The sequence below is a fragment of the Bacillus sp. AFS088145 genome, assembly GCF_002564465.1.
Classification (GTDB): Bacteria; Bacillota; Bacilli; order Bacillales; family Bacillaceae_G; genus Gottfriedia.
The window spans coordinates 206,515-224,957 of record NZ_NUUX01000015.1 but is presented as its reverse complement, the minus strand read 5'-3'; the positions used below and the strand labels follow the sequence as shown (position 1 = coordinate 224,957).

14 protein-coding genes are annotated in these 18,443 nt (G+C 32.7%); all 14 read left to right on the top strand.

What is annotated here, in order from left to right:
• Window positions 1-59: 59 nt before the first annotated feature.
• The 14 genes from COI44_RS11975 (at window position 60) to COI44_RS11910 (ending at window position 18,431) form a co-directional block, all read left to right on the top strand.
• On the top strand, window positions 60-1,421 hold the full coding sequence (locus COI44_RS11975; protein ID WP_098428157.1) for a UDP-glucose dehydrogenase family protein: 1,362 nt from the start codon (window positions 60-62) through the stop codon (window positions 1,419-1,421).
• Window positions 1,411-2,439 carry an SDR family NAD(P)-dependent oxidoreductase gene (locus tag COI44_RS11970; protein ID WP_098428156.1) on the top strand — a complete coding sequence of 343 codons (1,029 nt, stop codon included), beginning with the start codon at window positions 1,411-1,413 and terminating at the stop codon, window positions 2,437-2,439. The genes COI44_RS11975 and COI44_RS11970 overlap by 11 nt, the downstream gene beginning before the upstream one ends.
• Window positions 2,440-2,557: 118 nt before the next feature.
• Window positions 2,558-3,931 carry a sugar phosphate nucleotidyltransferase gene (locus COI44_RS11965; RefSeq protein WP_098428155.1) on the top strand — a complete coding sequence of 458 codons (1,374 nt, stop codon included), beginning with the start codon at window positions 2,558-2,560 and terminating at the stop codon, window positions 3,929-3,931.
• A gap of 18 nt (window positions 3,932-3,949) precedes the next feature.
• Window positions 3,950-5,026, top strand: coding sequence for a glycosyltransferase (locus COI44_RS11960; protein ID WP_098428154.1), 1,077 nt, complete (start codon window positions 3,950-3,952; stop codon window positions 5,024-5,026).
• Window positions 5,027-5,079: 53 nt separating this feature from the next.
• The gene (gene manA, locus COI44_RS11955; protein WP_098428153.1) at window positions 5,080-6,045 is read left to right on the top strand and encodes a mannose-6-phosphate isomerase, class I; all 966 of its coding nucleotides are present in this window, start codon (window positions 5,080-5,082) and stop codon (window positions 6,043-6,045) included.
• A gap of 76 nt (window positions 6,046-6,121) precedes the next feature.
• Window positions 6,122-7,852 carry a phospho-sugar mutase gene (locus tag COI44_RS11950; RefSeq protein ID WP_098428152.1) on the top strand — a complete coding sequence of 577 codons (1,731 nt, stop codon included), beginning with the start codon at window positions 6,122-6,124 and terminating at the stop codon, window positions 7,850-7,852.
• A gap of 179 nt (window positions 7,853-8,031) precedes the next feature.
• Complete coding sequence (gene tagU / locus COI44_RS11945) at window positions 8,032-8,985, top strand: polyisoprenyl-teichoic acid--peptidoglycan teichoic acid transferase TagU (protein WP_483295480.1); 954 nt, start codon at window positions 8,032-8,034, stop codon at window positions 8,983-8,985.
• Window positions 8,986-9,197: 212 nt separating this feature from the next.
• A complete protein-coding gene (gene rfbA / locus COI44_RS11940) occupies window positions 9,198-10,076 on the top strand; it encodes a glucose-1-phosphate thymidylyltransferase RfbA (protein ID WP_098428151.1) in 879 nt (292 codons plus the stop codon).
• A gap of 18 nt (window positions 10,077-10,094) precedes the next feature.
• Entirely contained in the window at window positions 10,095-10,655 is a 561-nt protein-coding gene (gene rfbC / locus COI44_RS11935; protein WP_098428150.1) for a dTDP-4-dehydrorhamnose 3,5-epimerase, read from the top strand.
• A 5-nt stretch (window positions 10,656-10,660) separates the two neighbouring features.
• A complete protein-coding gene (gene rfbD, locus COI44_RS11930; RefSeq protein WP_098428149.1) occupies window positions 10,661-11,521 on the top strand; it encodes a dTDP-4-dehydrorhamnose reductase in 861 nt (286 codons plus the stop codon).
• Window positions 11,522-11,524: 3 nt separating this feature from the next.
• Window positions 11,525-12,529 carry a dTDP-glucose 4,6-dehydratase gene (rfbB, locus tag COI44_RS11925; RefSeq protein WP_098428148.1) on the top strand — a complete coding sequence of 335 codons (1,005 nt, stop codon included), beginning with the start codon at window positions 11,525-11,527 and terminating at the stop codon, window positions 12,527-12,529.
• A gap of 417 nt (window positions 12,530-12,946) precedes the next feature.
• The gene (locus COI44_RS11920; protein WP_098428147.1) at window positions 12,947-15,676 is read left to right on the top strand and encodes a bifunctional glycosyltransferase/CDP-glycerol:glycerophosphate glycerophosphotransferase; all 2,730 of its coding nucleotides are present in this window, start codon (window positions 12,947-12,949) and stop codon (window positions 15,674-15,676) included.
• A gap of 213 nt (window positions 15,677-15,889) precedes the next feature.
• Entirely contained in the window at window positions 15,890-16,306 is a 417-nt protein-coding gene (locus COI44_RS11915) for a hypothetical protein (protein ID WP_098428146.1), read from the top strand.
• A gap of 10 nt (window positions 16,307-16,316) precedes the next feature.
• On the top strand, window positions 16,317-18,431 hold the full coding sequence (locus COI44_RS11910; RefSeq protein ID WP_098428145.1) for a CgeB family protein: 2,115 nt from the start codon (window positions 16,317-16,319) through the stop codon (window positions 18,429-18,431).
• Window positions 18,432-18,443 lie beyond the last annotated feature (12 nt).

Here is an 18,443-nt window from a genome sequence, read left to right as displayed (position 1 = left end):
ATCTATGAATATAAATAGTATTTAAATAGTTAATATATTAAATAAAGGGGGCGAGTCCTATGTTTAAGATAGCTGTAGCAGGAACTGGATATGTAGGCTTAGTTGCAGGGGTATGCTTTGCAGAAGTCGGACATCAAGTAACCTGTGTAGATATTGATGAAAATAAAGTAACTTTAATGAAATCTGGGGTTTCTCCAATTTATGAGTCTGGATTGGAAGAACTAATGCAGAAGAATTTTAAAGCAGGTAATATTAATTATACTACTGATTATAAAGCGGCTTACAGAGAAGCGGATGCTATTTTTATAGGAGTTGGGACTCCTGAACAACCTGATGGCTCTGCAAATCTATCTTATATTGCTACAGTTGCAAGACAAATTGCTGAATCGGTAGAAAAGGATTGTCTGGTTGTAGTAAAATCTACTGTACCAGTGGGTACAAATGATAAAGTTGAACAATTTATTCAGGATTTCCTAGTTAATGATGTTAAAGTGGAAGTGGCTTCAAATCCAGAATTCTTGGCGCAAGGATCAGCAGTACATGATACTCTGTATGCAGAAAGAATTATTATAGGAACAGAAAGTAAATGGGCAGAAGAAAAGCTTATGAAGATTTATGAGCCTTTTCATCTGCCTATTGTTTCTGTTAATAGAAGGTCTGCTGAAATGATTAAATATGCATCAAATGATTTTCTTGCATTAAAAATATCCTATATGAATGACATCGCTAATCTTTGTGAATTAGTTGGAGCAGATATAGAGGATGTAGCAAGAGGAATGAGTTTTGATGAAAGAATTGGAAGCAAGTTTTTAAACGCAGGCATTGGATATGGTGGATCGTGCTTTCCAAAGGATACAAAAGCTTTAGAATATATTGCTAGACAACATAAATATGAGTTGAAAACTATTAAGGCTGCAATAGATGTAAATAAAGAGCAAAAAATAAAGTTATACAAAAAAGCTAGTAAAAGGTTAATTACCTTTAGTGGCTTAAAGGTAGCAGTCCTAGGGTTGACCTTTAAACCTGGAACTGATGACTTAAGGGAAGCAGCATCTCTTGATAACATTCCATTACTGTTAGATCAAGGGGCAGATATTTATGCTTTTGACCCTGTAGGGTCTGATAACTTTGCGAAGAGGTATCCAGAAGGTAATAGTGGAAAAGGTACCATTACTTATGTTAGTAATATAGAACATGCATTAGATGGAGCAAACGTTTGCTTTATCTTTACTGAATGGGGAGAAGTTAAAGCAATAACTCCTGAAACATATAAGACTTTAATGAAAACTCCTTTGGTTTTTGATGGAAGAAATATCTATAAAGTTGATGAGATGCAAGAAGCAGGAGTTGAATATCACTCAATTGGAAGAAAATCAACAATTAGAACTGGATTAAAGGAGCCGAAGCACGTTGAATTATAATACTCTTGATACAAGAAAAACATACCTTATTACAGGGGCAGCTGGATTCATAGGATATTATTTATCTAAAAAACTATTAGAACAGGGATGTCGAGTAATTGCTATAGATAATATTAATAATTATTATGATGTAAATCTTAAGCACACTCGTTTGGAATTACTAAAGCCCTTTGAAAATTTTACCTTTATTAAAGGTGATATCTCAGATAAGGCGCTGGTAAATAATATCTTTGAAGATTATAAACCTAATATAGTGGTAAACTTAGCTGCCCAAGCTGGTGTAAGATATTCTATAGAGAATCCTGATGTATATATTCAAAGCAATGTAATAGGATTTTATAACATTCTAGAAGCTTGTAGACATAATCCAGTTGATCACCTATTATATGCATCTTCTAGTTCTGTCTATGGTGCTAACAAAAAAGTACCTTTTGAAGAAACGGATATGGTGGACAATCCTGTATCTCTATATGCGGCTACAAAAAAATCAAATGAATTAATGGCTCACACGTATAGCCATCTTTATAAAATTCCTGCAACGGGACTTCGATTCTTTACTGTATATGGACCATTAGGTAGACCTGATATGGCATATTTCGGGTTTGCTCAAAAATATTTTGCAGGTGAATCAATTAAGATTTTCAATAATGGTGATTTTGAGAATGATTTATTCAGAGATTTCACATATATTGATGATATAGTAGAAGGAATAGAACGTCTTCTAAGTAACCCATCAAGTGATGAGAATAATGTACCTCATAAAGTCTACAATATTGGAAATAACAATCCAGAAAAATTGATGACATTTATAGAAACACTTGAGAAATGTTTAAGTAATTCTTTAGGAAAAGAAGTAGTGTTTAACAAGATATTTGAACCTATTAAGCCTGGAGATGTTCCAGCTACTTACGCTTCAACAGAATTGTTAGAGCAAGCAGTTGGATTTAAGCCTCGCACGAGTATCGAGGACGGACTGCAAATGTTTTCAGATTGGTATTGTAAGTATTATAGTATATAATGATTAATGCTCTAAAATAACTATAAAAATTTGATTGAACCGCTAGAATTTATTCTAGTGGTTTGTTTAATTAATAATGAGTTGCAAAGATATATAGAAACTTATAAGGAGAGATTTGATGCGTTTAGTCCTTTTATCAGGCGGTTCAGGTAAACGATTATGGCCATTATCAAATGACTCACGTTCGAAACAATTTTTAAAAGTTTTATCAAATGAACAAAATGAGTTAGAATCAATGGTTCAACGAGTTTGGAGTCAATTAGAAAGTTTAGGAGTAGCTGAAAATACAGTAATTGCTACTAGTAAAACACAAACAGAAATGATAAAAAGTCAAATAGGTGAAGAAGTTAAAATAATTGTTGAACCAGAACGACGAGATACGTTCCCAGCGATTGCATTAGCTTCTTCTTTTTTATTTTCAGAAGAACTGATTGACGAAAATGAAATTGTTGCAGTATTACCGGTTGATCCATATGTTGATAAAGCATTTTTTCAACGTGTTTTAGATTTAGAAAATGTTTTGAAGAATTCTGATGCAGATTTAGCTCTAATGGGAATTAATCCAACTTATCCTTCATCAAAATATGGTTATATAGTTCCGGCAACAGTAAATGATGGGGTTATCCAAGTAAGTCATTTCAAAGAGAAGCCATCTGAAGTAGAAGCAGAAGAATTAATTAATAATGGTGCTATTTGGAATAGTGGTGTATTTGCATTTCGTTTAGGATCAATGTTAAAAATTCTAGAGGAAAAAGAGCTACCATTAGTTTATAGCGAACTGTCATCCAATTATAGTAAACTACCAAAAATTAGCTTCGACTATGAAGTTGTTGAAAAAACAGATAAGATTGTTGCGATTGGTTACGAAGGTTATTGGAAGGACCTTGGAACCTGGAACACATTAACTGAGGAAATGGGTTCTGATACTTTAGGACAAGTTTTTAAATGGGGAAATTGTGAAAATACCCATGTCATTAATGAATTGCATATTCCTGTAACAGTAATGGGGATTCAAGATGCTATTGTTTCAGTTAGTCCTGACGGCATATTAGTATCTGAAAAAATGGCAAGTCAGAAGATTAAAGAAGTTGTAGAAAATTTAGATCAGCGTCCAATGTTTGAAGAGCGTCGATGGGGTTCATATCGTGTACTTGATCAAATGGTATATGATAATGGGACGCACAACGTTACTAAGCGAATCAACATTCTACCTGGAAAGAACTTAAGCTATCATCGTCACCAACACTGTGAAAAAGTTTGGACGATCGTAAAGGGTGAAGGAATATTTGTCATTAATGGACAAATTAACGTTGTTCGTGAAGGGGATGTATTAACCATTTCTGTTGGCTCTTTCCACACATTAAAAGCAATAACTGATTTAGAATTTATTGAAGTCCAAACAGGCTATCCAGTTGTTGAGGGTGACATTGAACGTAAATATTTAAAATGGTTAGATATTGAACGTGAGTGTTATAGCAAGGTGAAAAGATAATATTTTATGAGGTAATCGATGAAAACAATCGCATATTATATTTCAGATTACGGATATGGTCATGCTTCTAGAAGTATTGCCGTTATCCGTAATTTATTAAATAGAACATCAGATGTTAGAGTAATTATTTGTAATTCGTTCGCTATAAAATTTTTAAAAGAATCATTAGCTGAATATGGTGAACGTGTTGTTTTTCATGAAGTTCAGACGGATATTGGATATGTGCTTAAAAAAGATTCACTTGAACCAGACCCAATTGCACTTAAAAGTAGACTTTATGATTACTATCAAAATTGGGAAGAAATAGTTAAAAATGAACTAGAATACTTTAATGATAAATGTATTGCAGGTATTATATCTGATATATCTCCGATTGGAATAGAAGTAGGATCTATTCTCGATGTTCCTACAATAGGTATTTCTAATTTCACTTGGTATTCTGCATACAAAGATATGCTAAAAGAACAGGATTTAGAAAGATTAAGAAAATCATATGATCAACTAGATTACTATTTTTCTCTTGCTACAAATCAAGAAAAATGGGGTAGAGTTGGACAATTCAATTTTTCATTTTTCAGTAGAACAGTTGATCGAATTGAAGTAAATAGAATAAGACAAATTGTAAATTCATCTGGCAACAAAAAGATAATTTTTGTTGGAATAGGTATGAAAATAGATATGCCATTAATGGATTTACCTATATGGTCATATGCTGATAATGTCTATATTGTTTCATCCAATGTTCAAGCTGAAGGCAACAATATATATAAGATACCTTTCGACTATACAGAGTCACAAAACTATATCGCAGCAAGTGATATCATCATTACGAAAGCAGGCTGGGGTACAGTTAGTGAGGCTGTAAACCAAGGTAAGTCACTATATGTCATTGAAAGACAATCATTAAATGAAGATCGAAATACTATTTCATATTTAAAAGAATATAATTTAGCTGAAACGATTACATTAGAAGAATTATATTCAGTTAAAGATTTATCAATTAGAGAAGTAGTTAAAAGTGAAAATGAAGTGGGACTTATTGTAAATAAAATTTGTGAAATTTTAAACTTAAAGATTAATCCTGAATCCATCTAGAATTTCTAGATGGATTTTTATTATTAGAATAATGAAGGGGAAGGTTTTTGTAAATGAACGTATTAATAGAAAAACAGGATCTTTTCTTTTTTAGACCAGTCTTTCAAAAACGAATTTGGGGTGGGACTCAACTAGAAGCAATTTTTGGTTACGAGATTCCTAATGACAAAACTGGAGAATGTTGGGCAATTTCAGCACATGGTAATGGTCCTAGTGTTGTAGCTAATGGAGAGTTTAAAGGTTTAACTTTAAGCGAACTATGGAGCCAGCAAAGACACTTATTTGGAAATTTAAAAGGGGAGAAATTTCCACTATTAACAAAAATCTTAGATGCAAAAGAAGATTTATCAGTACAAGTTCATCCTAATGATACATATGCTCAAATCAATGAAAACGGTGAGTTAGGTAAAACTGAGTGCTGGTATGTTCTTGATTGTGAAGAAGAGGCTGAATTGATAATTGGGCATAATGCTCAGTCAAAAGCTGAATTTCTTTCCACAATTGAGGAGAACAAATGGGATGAAGTTCTTCGTCGAATTCAAATAAAACCTGGAGATTTTTTCTATATACCAAGCGGAACAGTACATGCAATTTGTAAAGGAACATTAATCCTAGAAACGCAACAAAACTCAGATACAACTTATCGTTTATATGATTATGATCGACGTGATGATAGCGGTAATTTAAGAGAGTTACATATAGAAAAATCAATGGATGTCATTGCTTTTCCTCATGTTGATGCCAATCCAATAAGAACTGAATATCTACATGAAGGTACTTTAATTACAGAATTTATAGACAATGAATTCTTCTCCGTGGAAAGATGGAAAGTTACTGCTACTACAAATCTACTAAATAAAAATCCTTTTATTTTAGCTAGTGTTATTGAAGGTGAAGGAAGTATTACTATTAATGAACAAACTCATTCTCTAAAAAAGGGAATGCACTTTTTAATCCCATGCTACGTAAAAGAATTCTCTATTCATGGTGAAATGGATTTAATTACTTCACATGTTTAAAGAGGAATAATTCGTAGTTTGAAATAAACGCTTAATTTTTTGATTTTCTATACATTTAAAAAAGAGGTTACGATAAATGAATCATATAAATCAATTTGAAAGATGGTACAAACATCCATCATTAGACAATGAATTAAAATCTTTACTAGAACAAATGAAATCAAACGAAAAACTAATAGAAGACAGCTTCTACAAAAACTTAGAATTCGGCACAGGCGGAATGCGAGGAGAACTAGGCGCAGGAACAAATCGCCTAAACATCTACACTGTACGAAAAGCATCAGAAGGACTAGCACGCTTCATCGAGAATCAAGGCGAAGAAGCAAAACATCAAGGTGTAGTAATTGCATACGACTCTCGTCACAAATCACCAGAATTTGCAATGGAAGCTGCAACATCTCTAGGTGCACATGGAATCAAAACATATGTATTCGAAAGCTTACGTCCAACTCCAGTATTATCATTCGCTGTTCGCTATTTAGGTGCATTCAGTGGAATCGTACTAACAGCAAGTCATAACCCATCAGAATACAACGGATACAAAGTATACGGTCCTGATGGTGGACAATTACCTCCTGCTGAAGCAGATGCATTAACGAACTTCGTAGATCAGGTTGAAGATGAATTATCAGTAAAAGTAGCTTCAAAAGAACATCTACTAGCTAATGGTTTACTAGAAATAATAGGCGGAAAAGTAGACTCTGCTTATTTAGAAGAGTTAAAAACAGTAGTTGTGAATACTGATATCGTAGAAAAACATGCGAAAGATTTAAATATTGTTTTCTCACCATTACACGGAACATCTAATATTCCTGTTCGTAACGGGTTAAGTATGTTAGGTTATACGAATGTAACTGTCGTCAAAGAACAGGAGCTTCCAGATCCAAACTTTACAACTGTTAAATCTCCAAACCCAGAAGAGCATGCAGCTTTCGAACTAAGTATTCAGTACGGTGAACAAGTAAATGCAGATGTGTTAATTACAACTGACCCAGATGCGGACCGTTTAGGTGTTGCTGTGCGTAATTCTGAAGGTGAGTTTACGATTTTAACTGGTAACCAAACTGGTGCATTAATGCTTGAGTATTTATTATCTCAAAAGAAATTACTTGGAACTTTACCCGAAAACGGTGTAGTTTTAAAAACAATCGTTACATCTGAAATTGGACGTGTGATTGCACAAAACTATGGCATCGATACGATTGATACACTTACAGGGTTTAAGTTTATTGGTGAGAAAATTAAAGAGTATGAACAAACAGGTGAATACAAGTTCCAGTTTGGCTATGAAGAAAGCTATGGTTATTTAATTCGTGATTTTGTAAGAGATAAAGATGCAGTTCAATCTGTTATTTTAGCTTGTGAAGTAGCTGCATTTTATAAATCTCAAGGTAAAACATTATATGATGGTTTACTAGAAATCTTTGAAAAATATGGTTTCTTTAAAGAAGACTTAGTTTCTATGACATTAAAAGGAAAAGACGGAGCGGAGCAAATTCAACAAATGATGAATGAATTTCGTATGAACCCACCGAAAGAGTTTGCTAGTCTTGAAGTAGCAGTAATTGAAGACTATAAGGAAAGTACTAAAACAAATCTTGAAGATGAAACGACTGTTGAAATCAATCTTCCTAAATCGAATGTACTAAAATACATTCTATCTGATGAATCATGGTGCGCATTACGACCTTCAGGTACTGAGCCGAAAATTAAATTCTATTTCGGCGTAAAAGGAAATTCTTTAGAAAATAGCAGTGAAAAATTAGAAGCAGTTAAAAGTGATTTATTGAGTCGTTTTGATCAATAAGAGAATAGATGTGGATTTATCTAATTACACGATCTTTTTAAAAGAGGTCGTGTAATTTTTTATTTAAGTTTACAAAAATTAATTAACAAAAAAATGCAAAAATTCCCTTAATGAAGTAAGATAGAAATTAGTAATGCTAAATTTTTACAAATTAAATTCCTAATTAAAGGAGAAAAATCTTGTCCAGATCAGAAAAACAATCATCTAAAAAAATGTCCACAACAAAAAAAGTTCTAATAATCGTACTAAGTGTACTAGTTGTCATCGGTTTAGGAATAGGCGGTTATGCATATTCAATTTACCACAATGTAAATAAAACAACAGACGCAATTTATAAAGACATAAAGAAAACAGATAAACGAAAAGAAGAAGTAAATGTTGAAAAGAAAGAACCTTTCTCTATTTTACTATTAGGGGTTGATCATCGTCCTGGTGATAAAGGTCGTTCGGATTCGATGATGGTGTTGACGGTTAATCCGAATACAAATACAACTAAAATGGTTAGTATTCCACGTGATACAAGAACAGAAATTGTTGGAAAAGGTAAAGAAGATAAAATTAACCATGCCTATGCATTTGGTGGAATTCAAATGTCTGTTGATACAGTTGAAAACTTCTTGAACATTCCTATCGATTATTATCTTGAAGTTAATATGGAAGGCTTTAAGGATATCGTTGAAGCAGTAGGTGGAGTTGATGTAAATAATGACTTAGACTTTACTTATGAAGGTGTTCACTTTACGAAAGGACCAATTCATTTAAATGGTGTAGATGCCTTAAAGTTCTCTCGTATGCGTAAGTTAGATCCACGTGGTGACTTTGGTCGAGAGCTTCGTCAAAGAGAAATTCTTGAAGCTGTTATTAAACAGGGAGCTTCAATTTCTTCTTTAACAAACTATCAATCGATTTTACAAGCAATTCAAAAGAATGTTGTAACAAATATCACTTTAAATGATATGGTTTCAATTCAAAAGGATTACCGTCAGGCTGCGCAAAATATTAGTAAGACCCAAGTTAAAGGTGAAGGCAAGATGATTGATAAAATTTATTATTTTATTGTATCCAAACAAGAAAAAGATAGTATATCTAATGATCTTCGTCAGCACTTAGAATTACCTTCAGAAACAAAATAACATCTAAATCTCAAGAACCACCGTTAAAAGTTATCTTTTTAACGGTGGTTCTTTTTTTATGTCTTTTTTACCTCTAGGACCCTACTTTATTCCACTTAGAATTCAACTGAATTTACCATTTCATTCCAATCCCCTAAGAATTTAACCTACACATCCCCTTAACCACCATCATAATAATATATATATTCCTAAATGTTTAGGAGGTCTTTGCGATAAAAGGGATTATACTTGCAGGTGGTAGTGGTACTCGACTTTATCCGTTAACGATGGTGACTAGTAAGCAGCTATTGCCTGTGTATGATAAACCAATGATTTATTATCCGTTATCTACTTTAATGTTGGCGGGTATTAGAGAGATTTTAATTATATCGACTTCAGAGGATCTGCCTCGTTTTGAGGCTTTATTAAGTGATGGTTCTCAGTTTGGAGTTTCGTTGAAATATAAAGTACAACCTAGTCCAGATGGGTTGGCTCAAGCGTTTATTATTGGTGAAGAGTTTATAGGAAATGACTCTGTTGCGATGATATTAGGTGACAATATTTATTATGGCAGCGGGTTACGCAGTATTTTGAAGAAAGCTGCAATGAAAGAAAAAGGTGCAACAGTGTTCGGTTATCATGTGCAGGATCCTGAGCGATTTGGTGTTGTAGAATTTGATGAGTCTGGGAAAGTTTTGAGCATTGAAGAAAAGCCAGTTGCTCCGAAATCAAATTATGCAGTAACGGGATTGTACTTTTATGATAATCGTGTCATTGAGATTGCTAAAAATGTAAAACCATCTAATCGTGGAGAATTGGAGATTACTTCTGTAAATGAAGCTTATTTAAACTTGGGTGAATTAGAAGTTGAGTTATTGGGTCGCGGTTATACATGGTTAGATACTGGAACACATGAAAGCTTAGTGTCGGCAACAAATTTTGTCAAAACAATTGAAGAGCATCAAGGGATTAAAATATCTGCTCCAGAAGAGGTCGCTTATATTAATGGGTGGATCGATAAAGATCAGTTATTACGTTTAAGCGAATCGCTTAGTAAAACAAGTTATGGTAACTATTTACGAAAAGTTGCAAATGGCGAGATCAAATATTAGCTTGAGGGGTCATTATCAATGAAAATTACAGAAACTTTTATAAAAGGAATTGTAGTTATTGAGCCGACTGTTTTTGGCGATCATCGTGGTTGGTTTATGGAAACATATAATGATTCTAAAATGAAGGATTTTGGAATGGATTTAAATTTTGTTCAAGATAATCAATCATTTTCTGCATTGAAGGGCACGTTACGTGGGTTACATTATCAGTTGTCTCCGAGAGCACAAACGAAGTTAGTTCGTTGTACAAGGGGTTCCATTTTTGATGTGGCTGTTGATATTCGAAAAGGGAGTCCGACATACGGAAAATGGTTCGGAATCGAGTTAAGTGCCGAAAACAAAAAACAATTATTCATATCAAAAGGGTTTGCTCACGGTTTTATGACTTTAACAAATGATGTGGAAGTTCAATATAAAGTTGATGAGTTATATTCACCGGAATGTGATCGTGGCATTATTTGGAACGACCCGGATATTCAGGTGCAATGGCCTATCAATATTTCTCCGTTATTATCTGCAAAGGACAAAATGGCACCATTATTAAAGGATGCTGAAAATAATTTTATCTATAAGGAGTAATATAAATGAAGGTTTTAGTAACTGGTTACGGTGGGCAACTAGGATATGATGTCGTTCAAGAATGTGGGCGACATGGTTTAAATGTTAAAGGCTGCGGTCGACAAGATCTAGATATTACTAAGAAAGAATCGGTATTTTCTATAGTAGATTCATATAAACCAGATGTGATTATCCACTGCGCTGCCTATACAGCGGTAGACAAGGCTGAAGATGATAAAGAGAATTGCTGGAATGTGAATGTTGAAGGAACGAGATTTTTAGTTGAAGCTGCGAAAAAGCATCATTCAAAGTTCATTTATATAAGTACGGACTATGTATTTAATGGGAAAGGTGAAAGTCCTTTTGATGAAGATGACCAACCGGACCCAATCGGTTATTATGGTTTAACAAAGTATGAAGGTGAAAAAGTTGTTCAATCATTCATCGAAAACTATTTCATAATACGTATTTCGTGGGTATTTGGTTTTAATGGGAATAATTTTATTAAAACAATGTTAAGATTATCAGAAACTAGAGATGAATTAAATATAGTCGGAGATCAAATTGGTTCACCAACCTATACAGTTGATTTGGCTAGATTAATAGTAGATTTAGTTAAATCTGATAAATATGGAATCTATCACGCAACAAATGAAGGCTTTACTAGTTGGGCTGATTTTGCAAAAGAAATATTCAAACAAACCGACAGTAAAACTTTCGTAAACTCGATTGCATCCGAAGACTACCCAACTCGAGCAGCTAGACCGAAAAATTCGAGATTATCAAAACAAAAGCTAGTAGAAAATGGCTTTCAATCATTACCTTCATGGCAGGACGCATTAGCTAGATATTTAGTTCAATTAAATAAAAGAGACGAGGTAAAGTAAAGCATGAAAGTAGCTGTTACAGGCGGTGCCGGATTTATCGGTGGAAACTTTGTTCAATACATGATAAATAAATACCCTTCCTATTCAATATACAATCTAGATGCTTTAACTTATGCGGGTGACTTAACAAAGCATAAAAACATCGAACAAAATGAAAACTATCATTTTATCAAAATTGATATTTCAAACCGTGAAGAAATCATGACATTATTTAAAAAAGAAAAGTTCGACTATGTTATCCACTTCGCAGCAGAAAGTCATGTTGATCGTTCAATAACAGACCCGAGTATATTCGTGACAACAAATGTTTTAGGAACTCAAGTTTTACTAGATGCTTCAAAAGCGATAAACGTTAAAAAATTTGTACATGTATCTACAGATGAAGTGTACGGTGATCTAGATTTTGACCCTACAACCTTTTTTACAGAAGATACACCTCTACAACCGAATAGCCCGTACTCTGCAAGTAAAGCAGCATCTGACTTATTAGTTCGTGCGTATCATGAAACGTATGGATTTCCTATGAATATTACACGTTGTTCAAATAATTATGGACCATATCACTTTCCAGAGAAGTTAATTCCATTAACAATTTCACGAGTTCTAAATGACCAAAAAGTTCCTGTTTATGGTATTGGTGAAAATATTCGTGACTGGCTACATGTTCTTGACCATTGCTCTGCAATTGATCTAGTAATGCATAAAGGAGAAAATGGGGAAGTTTACAATGTAGGTGGACATAATGAACGGACAAATTTAGAAGTCGTTAAAACGATCATTTCAACGCTTGGTAAATCTGAAGGCTTAATTGAATTCGTTAAAGACCGTTTAGGTCATGATAAGCGTTATGCGATTGATCCTAGTAAACTAGAAAAACTAGGATGGAAGCCTATATATAATTTTGACACTGGAATAGCTCAAACTGTGCGGTGGTATGTGGAAAATAAAGAATGGTGGGAAAGAATCATTTCTGGTGAGTATAAGAAGTATGATGAAGAAGGTAATTAAAAGAACGATTACTTAATGATAGATTCATATAAATGGAATGCCACTGCATTATTTTGCAGTGGCATTTTTTAATAAAAACCTAGATTAGTACGAAGCCAAAAGAGGGTTGTAAGGGTCGTGAATTTGAAATATTTAGAATACATCTTTAGTAGTCTTTTTATGGTATAATCAAATTATTATTAAAAATATTAAAAATACATTACAATAAGCATATAATAACTTTAATGTTTTGTATTGTTCGAAACAAAAGCGATTTAAATCAAAAATTTAAATGGTTTTTTTTTTTATAAAAAATAATTTTTTCAATATAAAACTAGGAATCAATTGTTTTGACCTCATTCAATATTGAGCTTAAATAATGATTTACTAAATTTTGAAATAAGAGGAAGTGCAAAGTTTTAAAAAGGGGATAAATACGTGGTGAAAAAACAAATAGGTGTTACGGTTATAGTAATCAATTTTAATAAAGAGAACTATATAAAAGAATGTATTAATTCACTAAAAAAACAAACAATGAAACAACTTGAGGTTGTAATTGTTGATGATGGCTCCACAGATAATAGTGTATCAGTTATAAAAAAGGAAATTAGACGCTACAAGAACTTCCGATTAATTGAGCAAAAAAATGGAGGTCCAGGAGCTGCAAGAAACAGAGGGATTTCAGCGGCAAAAGGTGAATATATTGCATTTTTAGATAGTGACGATACTGTAGATGCTGACGTTTACAAAAGTATGTTTGATGAAGCAAAAAAACATAATGCTGATACAGTAGTTGGGGATATTACATGTTTTAATAAAAAAAGAACATGGCGACTGATGTATATGGATGATTTGTTTAAGAAAAATCTTAACCCTGTTAGACATATTAGGAGTTCAAAAGATTTACATGTCACGCCAAGTGTATGTAACAAATTATTTAAAAAGCACTTATTATCAGTTTACAATATTATGTTTGATCAAGACTTACGTGTTGGAGAAGATCTGTTATTCACACAAAAAGCTTTATTTAAATCGAATAGAACGGTAGTTATAGACAAAAGTGTACTAAATTATCGAGTTGAACAAAACGGAGCAAGTTTAGTGCAGCAAGCAGATTTAACATTTTTTGAAGGATTAGTAGAGACTCAACAAAGGTTAGTGTCATTCCATGAAGAAAACAATACGATTATACGTCTGTTTCCGATTGAAAAGAGGCAATGGGTCTTCTTTTGCCAAAGTATCATAAATAAACGAAAAAAGTTTACGAAAAAAGATATTTTCAATTTGTATGAAATAGGAGAAAAATATATTCAGTCCATACACTATCGAAATATTTTAACCGGTAGTCGTATGTACCAAGGTTTGTTTTATTCAATATTTAATGAAGGTACACCCGATGATTTATACAAATTACTTTCACTAATGGATACATTGGATATTAGTCGAGAAACCGTTGAAATAAAGGGCTTAACTTATAGTTATTTAGTAAACCATTTTCCAAAGTGGAAACAATTTCTGGAAATTAAAGGGTTTAGTCTTTGTCAAAAGGTTGAAGACATCTCACTTTCAAATGATACTTTAACGATAAAAGGCTTTGCTTTTATTAACGGAATTAGTACGAATGGAAGCGTAAAAAAGATTGTATTCAAAGAAGGGAAAACAAAACAAGAAGTTGAATTTCCCCTTGAGAATGTTTCTCGTAAAGATGTTAGTTATGTACAAGGTAATAATCAAATCAATTTTGATGAGTCAGGGTATGATTGTATAATTGAAAACCTATCAACTCTGCTTGATAACGGTAGCTGGAGCGTTTGGATGACAGTTTCAGATCGCAATAAAACAGTTACTGAACCTTTAAAAGTAGGTTTATACAAACAAACTAAAAAAACTCGACCTTATTTAATTGATAACCGAAAAATTGCACCGTATTACAAAAAGAGAAATTTATCTTTCCGCGTTGTTGAAATGCCTGTGGCTAAGCAAATGAAATTTAATATTGGACGAGTAAAACGAGTTGTTCGTCCAGTCGTAAAGTTTGCTTACAAAAAAGAATGGCATACAGTCATGGTTTATTGTCTGTATTTATTATTCTATCAATTTATGAAGAAAAAAGAGCTATGGTTAATTGGTGAACGACAAGATACAGCACAAGATAACTCATATCATTTATTCAAATATATTCGAAGAAAGTACCCGCAAATTAATGCGTACTATGTAATAGATAAGAATAGTCCTGATTATAACCATATAGCACATCTTGGACATATTGTTCAATTTGGAAGTATGATGCATAGTTTGATTTTACTACTTTCGACTAAAACAATTAATAGCTATGCGGAAGATCCACATATGTATACTGACGCTTATCGATCCATAGTTGAGGAGCGACCGGAAATTCAACGAAACGAACGGATCTTCTTACAACATGGAGTCATTGGGGTTAGTCGTGTAAGTCATGTACTGCATAAGAATAAAGTTGATTACAAAAAGTTTGTTGTTTCTAGTGAATTTGAAAAAGAACATATCATCTCTGAATTTGGTTATGAAAAGGACGAAGTAATCGTCACTGGACTTCCAAGATGGGATGCACTTGTTGATGAAAGTAAAGGAAATGAGATCTTATTAATGCCAACGTGGCGATCTTGGAATCGATCAAAGGAAGCACTTGAAGAATCAGAATACTGGGAACGTTATATGAAATTACTTCATAATAAACAATTACACGAACTACTTGAAAAGAAAGATTTAACAGTAACTTTTTATCCTCATTATCAAACGCAATTATATATGCCTGAATTCAAATCACCTCATGAACGCATTAAAGTAATGGTTCAAGGTGAAGAAACTGTTCAATCTCTTTTAAAACGCCACAGTGTGTTAATTACTGATTATTCAACTGTTTCATTTGATTTTTCATATCTAGAGAAACCTGTATTATTCTACCAGTTTGATTACAATGAATTTTACACAAGACATTACAATGAAGGACCAATTACTCAAAATCGCTTATTCGGTCCTGTAACTGATAAAGAGAATGAGGTCATTTCTATTTTAGAAAATATGGTTAATAATCGTAGTAAATGGAAAAAGAAAGCTAAGCAAAATCCATATATTATAAAACCAAACAAATCGCACACAGAACTTGTGTTTAAATCGATTGTTAATTAATTTTACAATTTAGCTTAATAAAACATTAATATAAAAGACTGCCTTTGCAAAATTTGCAAAGGCAGTTATTTTTTTTACATATTTTTAACATTTTTTAACATGGATACTCATTAAGATTCACAAAAAATCGTTAATCTTTAATTAATAAAATTTTCATTTTTTAATAAACACGTCTTACTTAAGGTGTTTATCTTATTGTTCTGGAGGTTTGAAATGAAGAATAGTGAATTATTGAATAGTAGTCATGTTGATTCAACAACTGTAAATTTTAAACCAAGTTTAATAGAGGTTTCGACTGAAGATTTCGATGCTAATATTCTACGGAAAAATGAATTATTAATAAAAGAAAACGAAATTCTTTCTAATAAGGTCATGGAATTAGAAAAGAGAATGGAAGAGCAATTATTTCGTCAGTTGGATTTAATTGTAGAGCATGAGGAGTTTATGATGGGACTCGATGATTATGTTCTTGTAAACGAAGTAAAGCAATCATTTGGTTCATATGAATATGAAAAGCTGCAAGAAGATTATCAAAAGCTGCAATTAAATTATGAAACGTTTAGGAACTCAAAGTTTGGCAAATTAGCAAGGAAGTATTGGAAGCTCTTGAAGTATTTAAAAAGAAAATGAGGGGTCATTTATGTTAAAAGAATTAATCGAAAAACAAATTACTAGATTACGTAATGAAAAATATGACACAAAGATGATGCTGCAGGAATTAATGAATGTGGATGAACCCTTCTATTTTCAAAATCATGAGTTACTTCCATTTTTAGCTGATGATTTTACAGTTAGTAAAGGTATTCAAAAGTTTCAGAAGGAAAAGAAAACACTATTTCATAACAAACTAATAAAGCAGACTGCGGTCATTGATTATAAAGACGAGAAAAAATTAATGGAACTACTTTTTAATGAAGGAAGAAGTCAGTTATTTACTAAATTTGGCATCACTGGATTTGTAAGTGGTAAGTGTGAGTTAGTTTGTGAATTACGATTGGTCGATCATGAGAATAATGCAAGTACAGTGAATTTTCAAATGGACGAGTTAGTTGATCTATCTCAATTTAATCAAAATGAGATACAATCGGCTTCTTTTTCGATTTACATGACAGGTGCTGCCACACTCCATTTATTCCATGCTAAATTAATGGGTTCATATAAAAATAGTACGATAGACAATAGTCACTTGAAGAAACAAAAGAAAGAAATAAAGGACTTTCGAGTTGGTTTTATTGCCGATGAATTTACGACACGATGCTTTGATTATGAGTTTCAACTTGTAAAAATCACGCCAGAGAATTGGTTGACTGAATTTAAAAAGCACCGAATTGATTTATTCTTTTGTGAGTCTGCATGGCTTGGAAACGATGGAGCGTGGAAGGATAAAATCGGTACGAAAAGTCACAGAAATCATACGAAATTATTAAAACTAGTTTATTGGTGTAAAGAACACAATATCCCGACTGTCTTTTGGAATAAAGAAGATCCGTTTCATTACAAAGCTTTTATTGATACAGCTAAGCATTTTGATTATGTATGCACGACTGATTTTGAATCAGTTCAGAACTATTTGAATGAAGGCTGTGAAAATGTTTATTGCTTACCTTTTGCAGCTCAACCGAAAATTCACAATCCAATTGAATATATTCCACGTAAAGAGAAAGTAGTTTTTGCTGGTGCTTATTATGGTAAAAAGTTTCCTGAACGTACGAGTGCGATGGAGAAGTTAGTAAATTCTTCGAAGGAATATGGGCTGGATATATATGACCGAAACTATCATAATCCAACAAGTCCTAATCAATTTCCAGATGAGTATAAACCATTTATTGTTGGAAACTTAAAGCAAAATGAAATCGATCTTGCGTATAAAGGATATAAAGTAGCGCTAAATGTAAATAGTATTACGAAATCTCCGACAATGTTTGCCCGGAGAGTATTTGAGTTGTTAGCAAGTAATACCCCGATTATTAGTTCCCATTCAGAGGGGATTCATAGAATGTTTGGAGACATTGTAACGGCTACAGATGATGAAAAACTGATGAAGCAACGACTTTCAAACTATTATGCAGATGAGACCTTTTATAAAAAAAATCGTTTACTCACACTGCGAAAAGTATTAGAAGAACATACTTATACGAATCGAGTGGAAGATTTATTCAACATGATTAATCTGCCATACGAGAAATATGAAGAGAGTGCTACATTAGTAGGGATTGTACGTAGTAAAGCTGATTATGAAAAGTTAATTGCGATTTACAATAGACAAGTAATCAAACAAAAAAAGCTAGTGATCTTACTCGATTTGTTTGATGGCTATTTAGATATTTTTAATCAAAACAATCATGGGGAAGTAAAAACATACCTAATTGATTACTGCCATCATTACTTTAGCTTGAATGATCTTGTTGATTCGAATTATATTGCTCCAATCAATCTAGACCATTATTATGGAGAAAATTATTTAAGAGATTTGATGTTAGCTACTAAGTATACGAATGATACGATTATTGCTAAAGGCAATGGAAATAGCTATAACTACGTAAATGATTGCCATATTGATGGAGCATTGATTTGCAAAAAGGCGACTAGATTTCTCCATCCAAATGAATTTATAAAGCTATTAGATCATAAATTATCAATTGGTCATTTCTCAAAAGCTGGCGTTCAATTTTTTGAAATTGATGAGTTTAATTTTTATCGAGATGCCTATGAACAAGCCATTAGCCGAGACAAAATTGAGAGTATTTTAGTATAAGGAGCTGTTTTT

Excerpts from the sequence above, each read along its gene's own strand:
- rfbC (WP_098428150.1), top strand. The coding sequence starts at position 10,095 with ATGAAAATTACAGAAACTTTTATAAAAGGAATTGTAGTTATTGAGCCG.
- COI44_RS11960 (WP_098428154.1), top strand. The coding sequence starts at position 3,950 with ATGAAAACAATCGCATATTATATTTCAGATTACGGATATGGTCATGCT.
- manA (WP_098428153.1), top strand. The coding sequence starts at position 5,080 with ATGAACGTATTAATAGAAAAACAGGATCTTTTCTTTTTTAGACCAGTC.
- rfbD (WP_098428149.1), top strand. The coding sequence starts at position 10,661 with ATGAAGGTTTTAGTAACTGGTTACGGTGGGCAACTAGGATATGATGTC.
- COI44_RS11910 (WP_098428145.1), top strand. The coding sequence starts at position 16,317 with ATGTTAAAAGAATTAATCGAAAAACAAATTACTAGATTACGTAATGAA.
- COI44_RS11975 (WP_098428157.1), top strand. The coding sequence starts at position 60 with ATGTTTAAGATAGCTGTAGCAGGAACTGGATATGTAGGCTTAGTTGCA.
- COI44_RS11965 (WP_098428155.1), top strand. The coding sequence starts at position 2,558 with ATGCGTTTAGTCCTTTTATCAGGCGGTTCAGGTAAACGATTATGGCCA.
- COI44_RS11950 (WP_098428152.1), top strand. The coding sequence starts at position 6,122 with ATGAATCATATAAATCAATTTGAAAGATGGTACAAACATCCATCATTA.
- rfbB (WP_098428148.1), top strand. The coding sequence starts at position 11,525 with ATGAAAGTAGCTGTTACAGGCGGTGCCGGATTTATCGGTGGAAACTTT.
- COI44_RS11915 (WP_098428146.1), top strand. The coding sequence starts at position 15,890 with ATGAAGAATAGTGAATTATTGAATAGTAGTCATGTTGATTCAACAACT.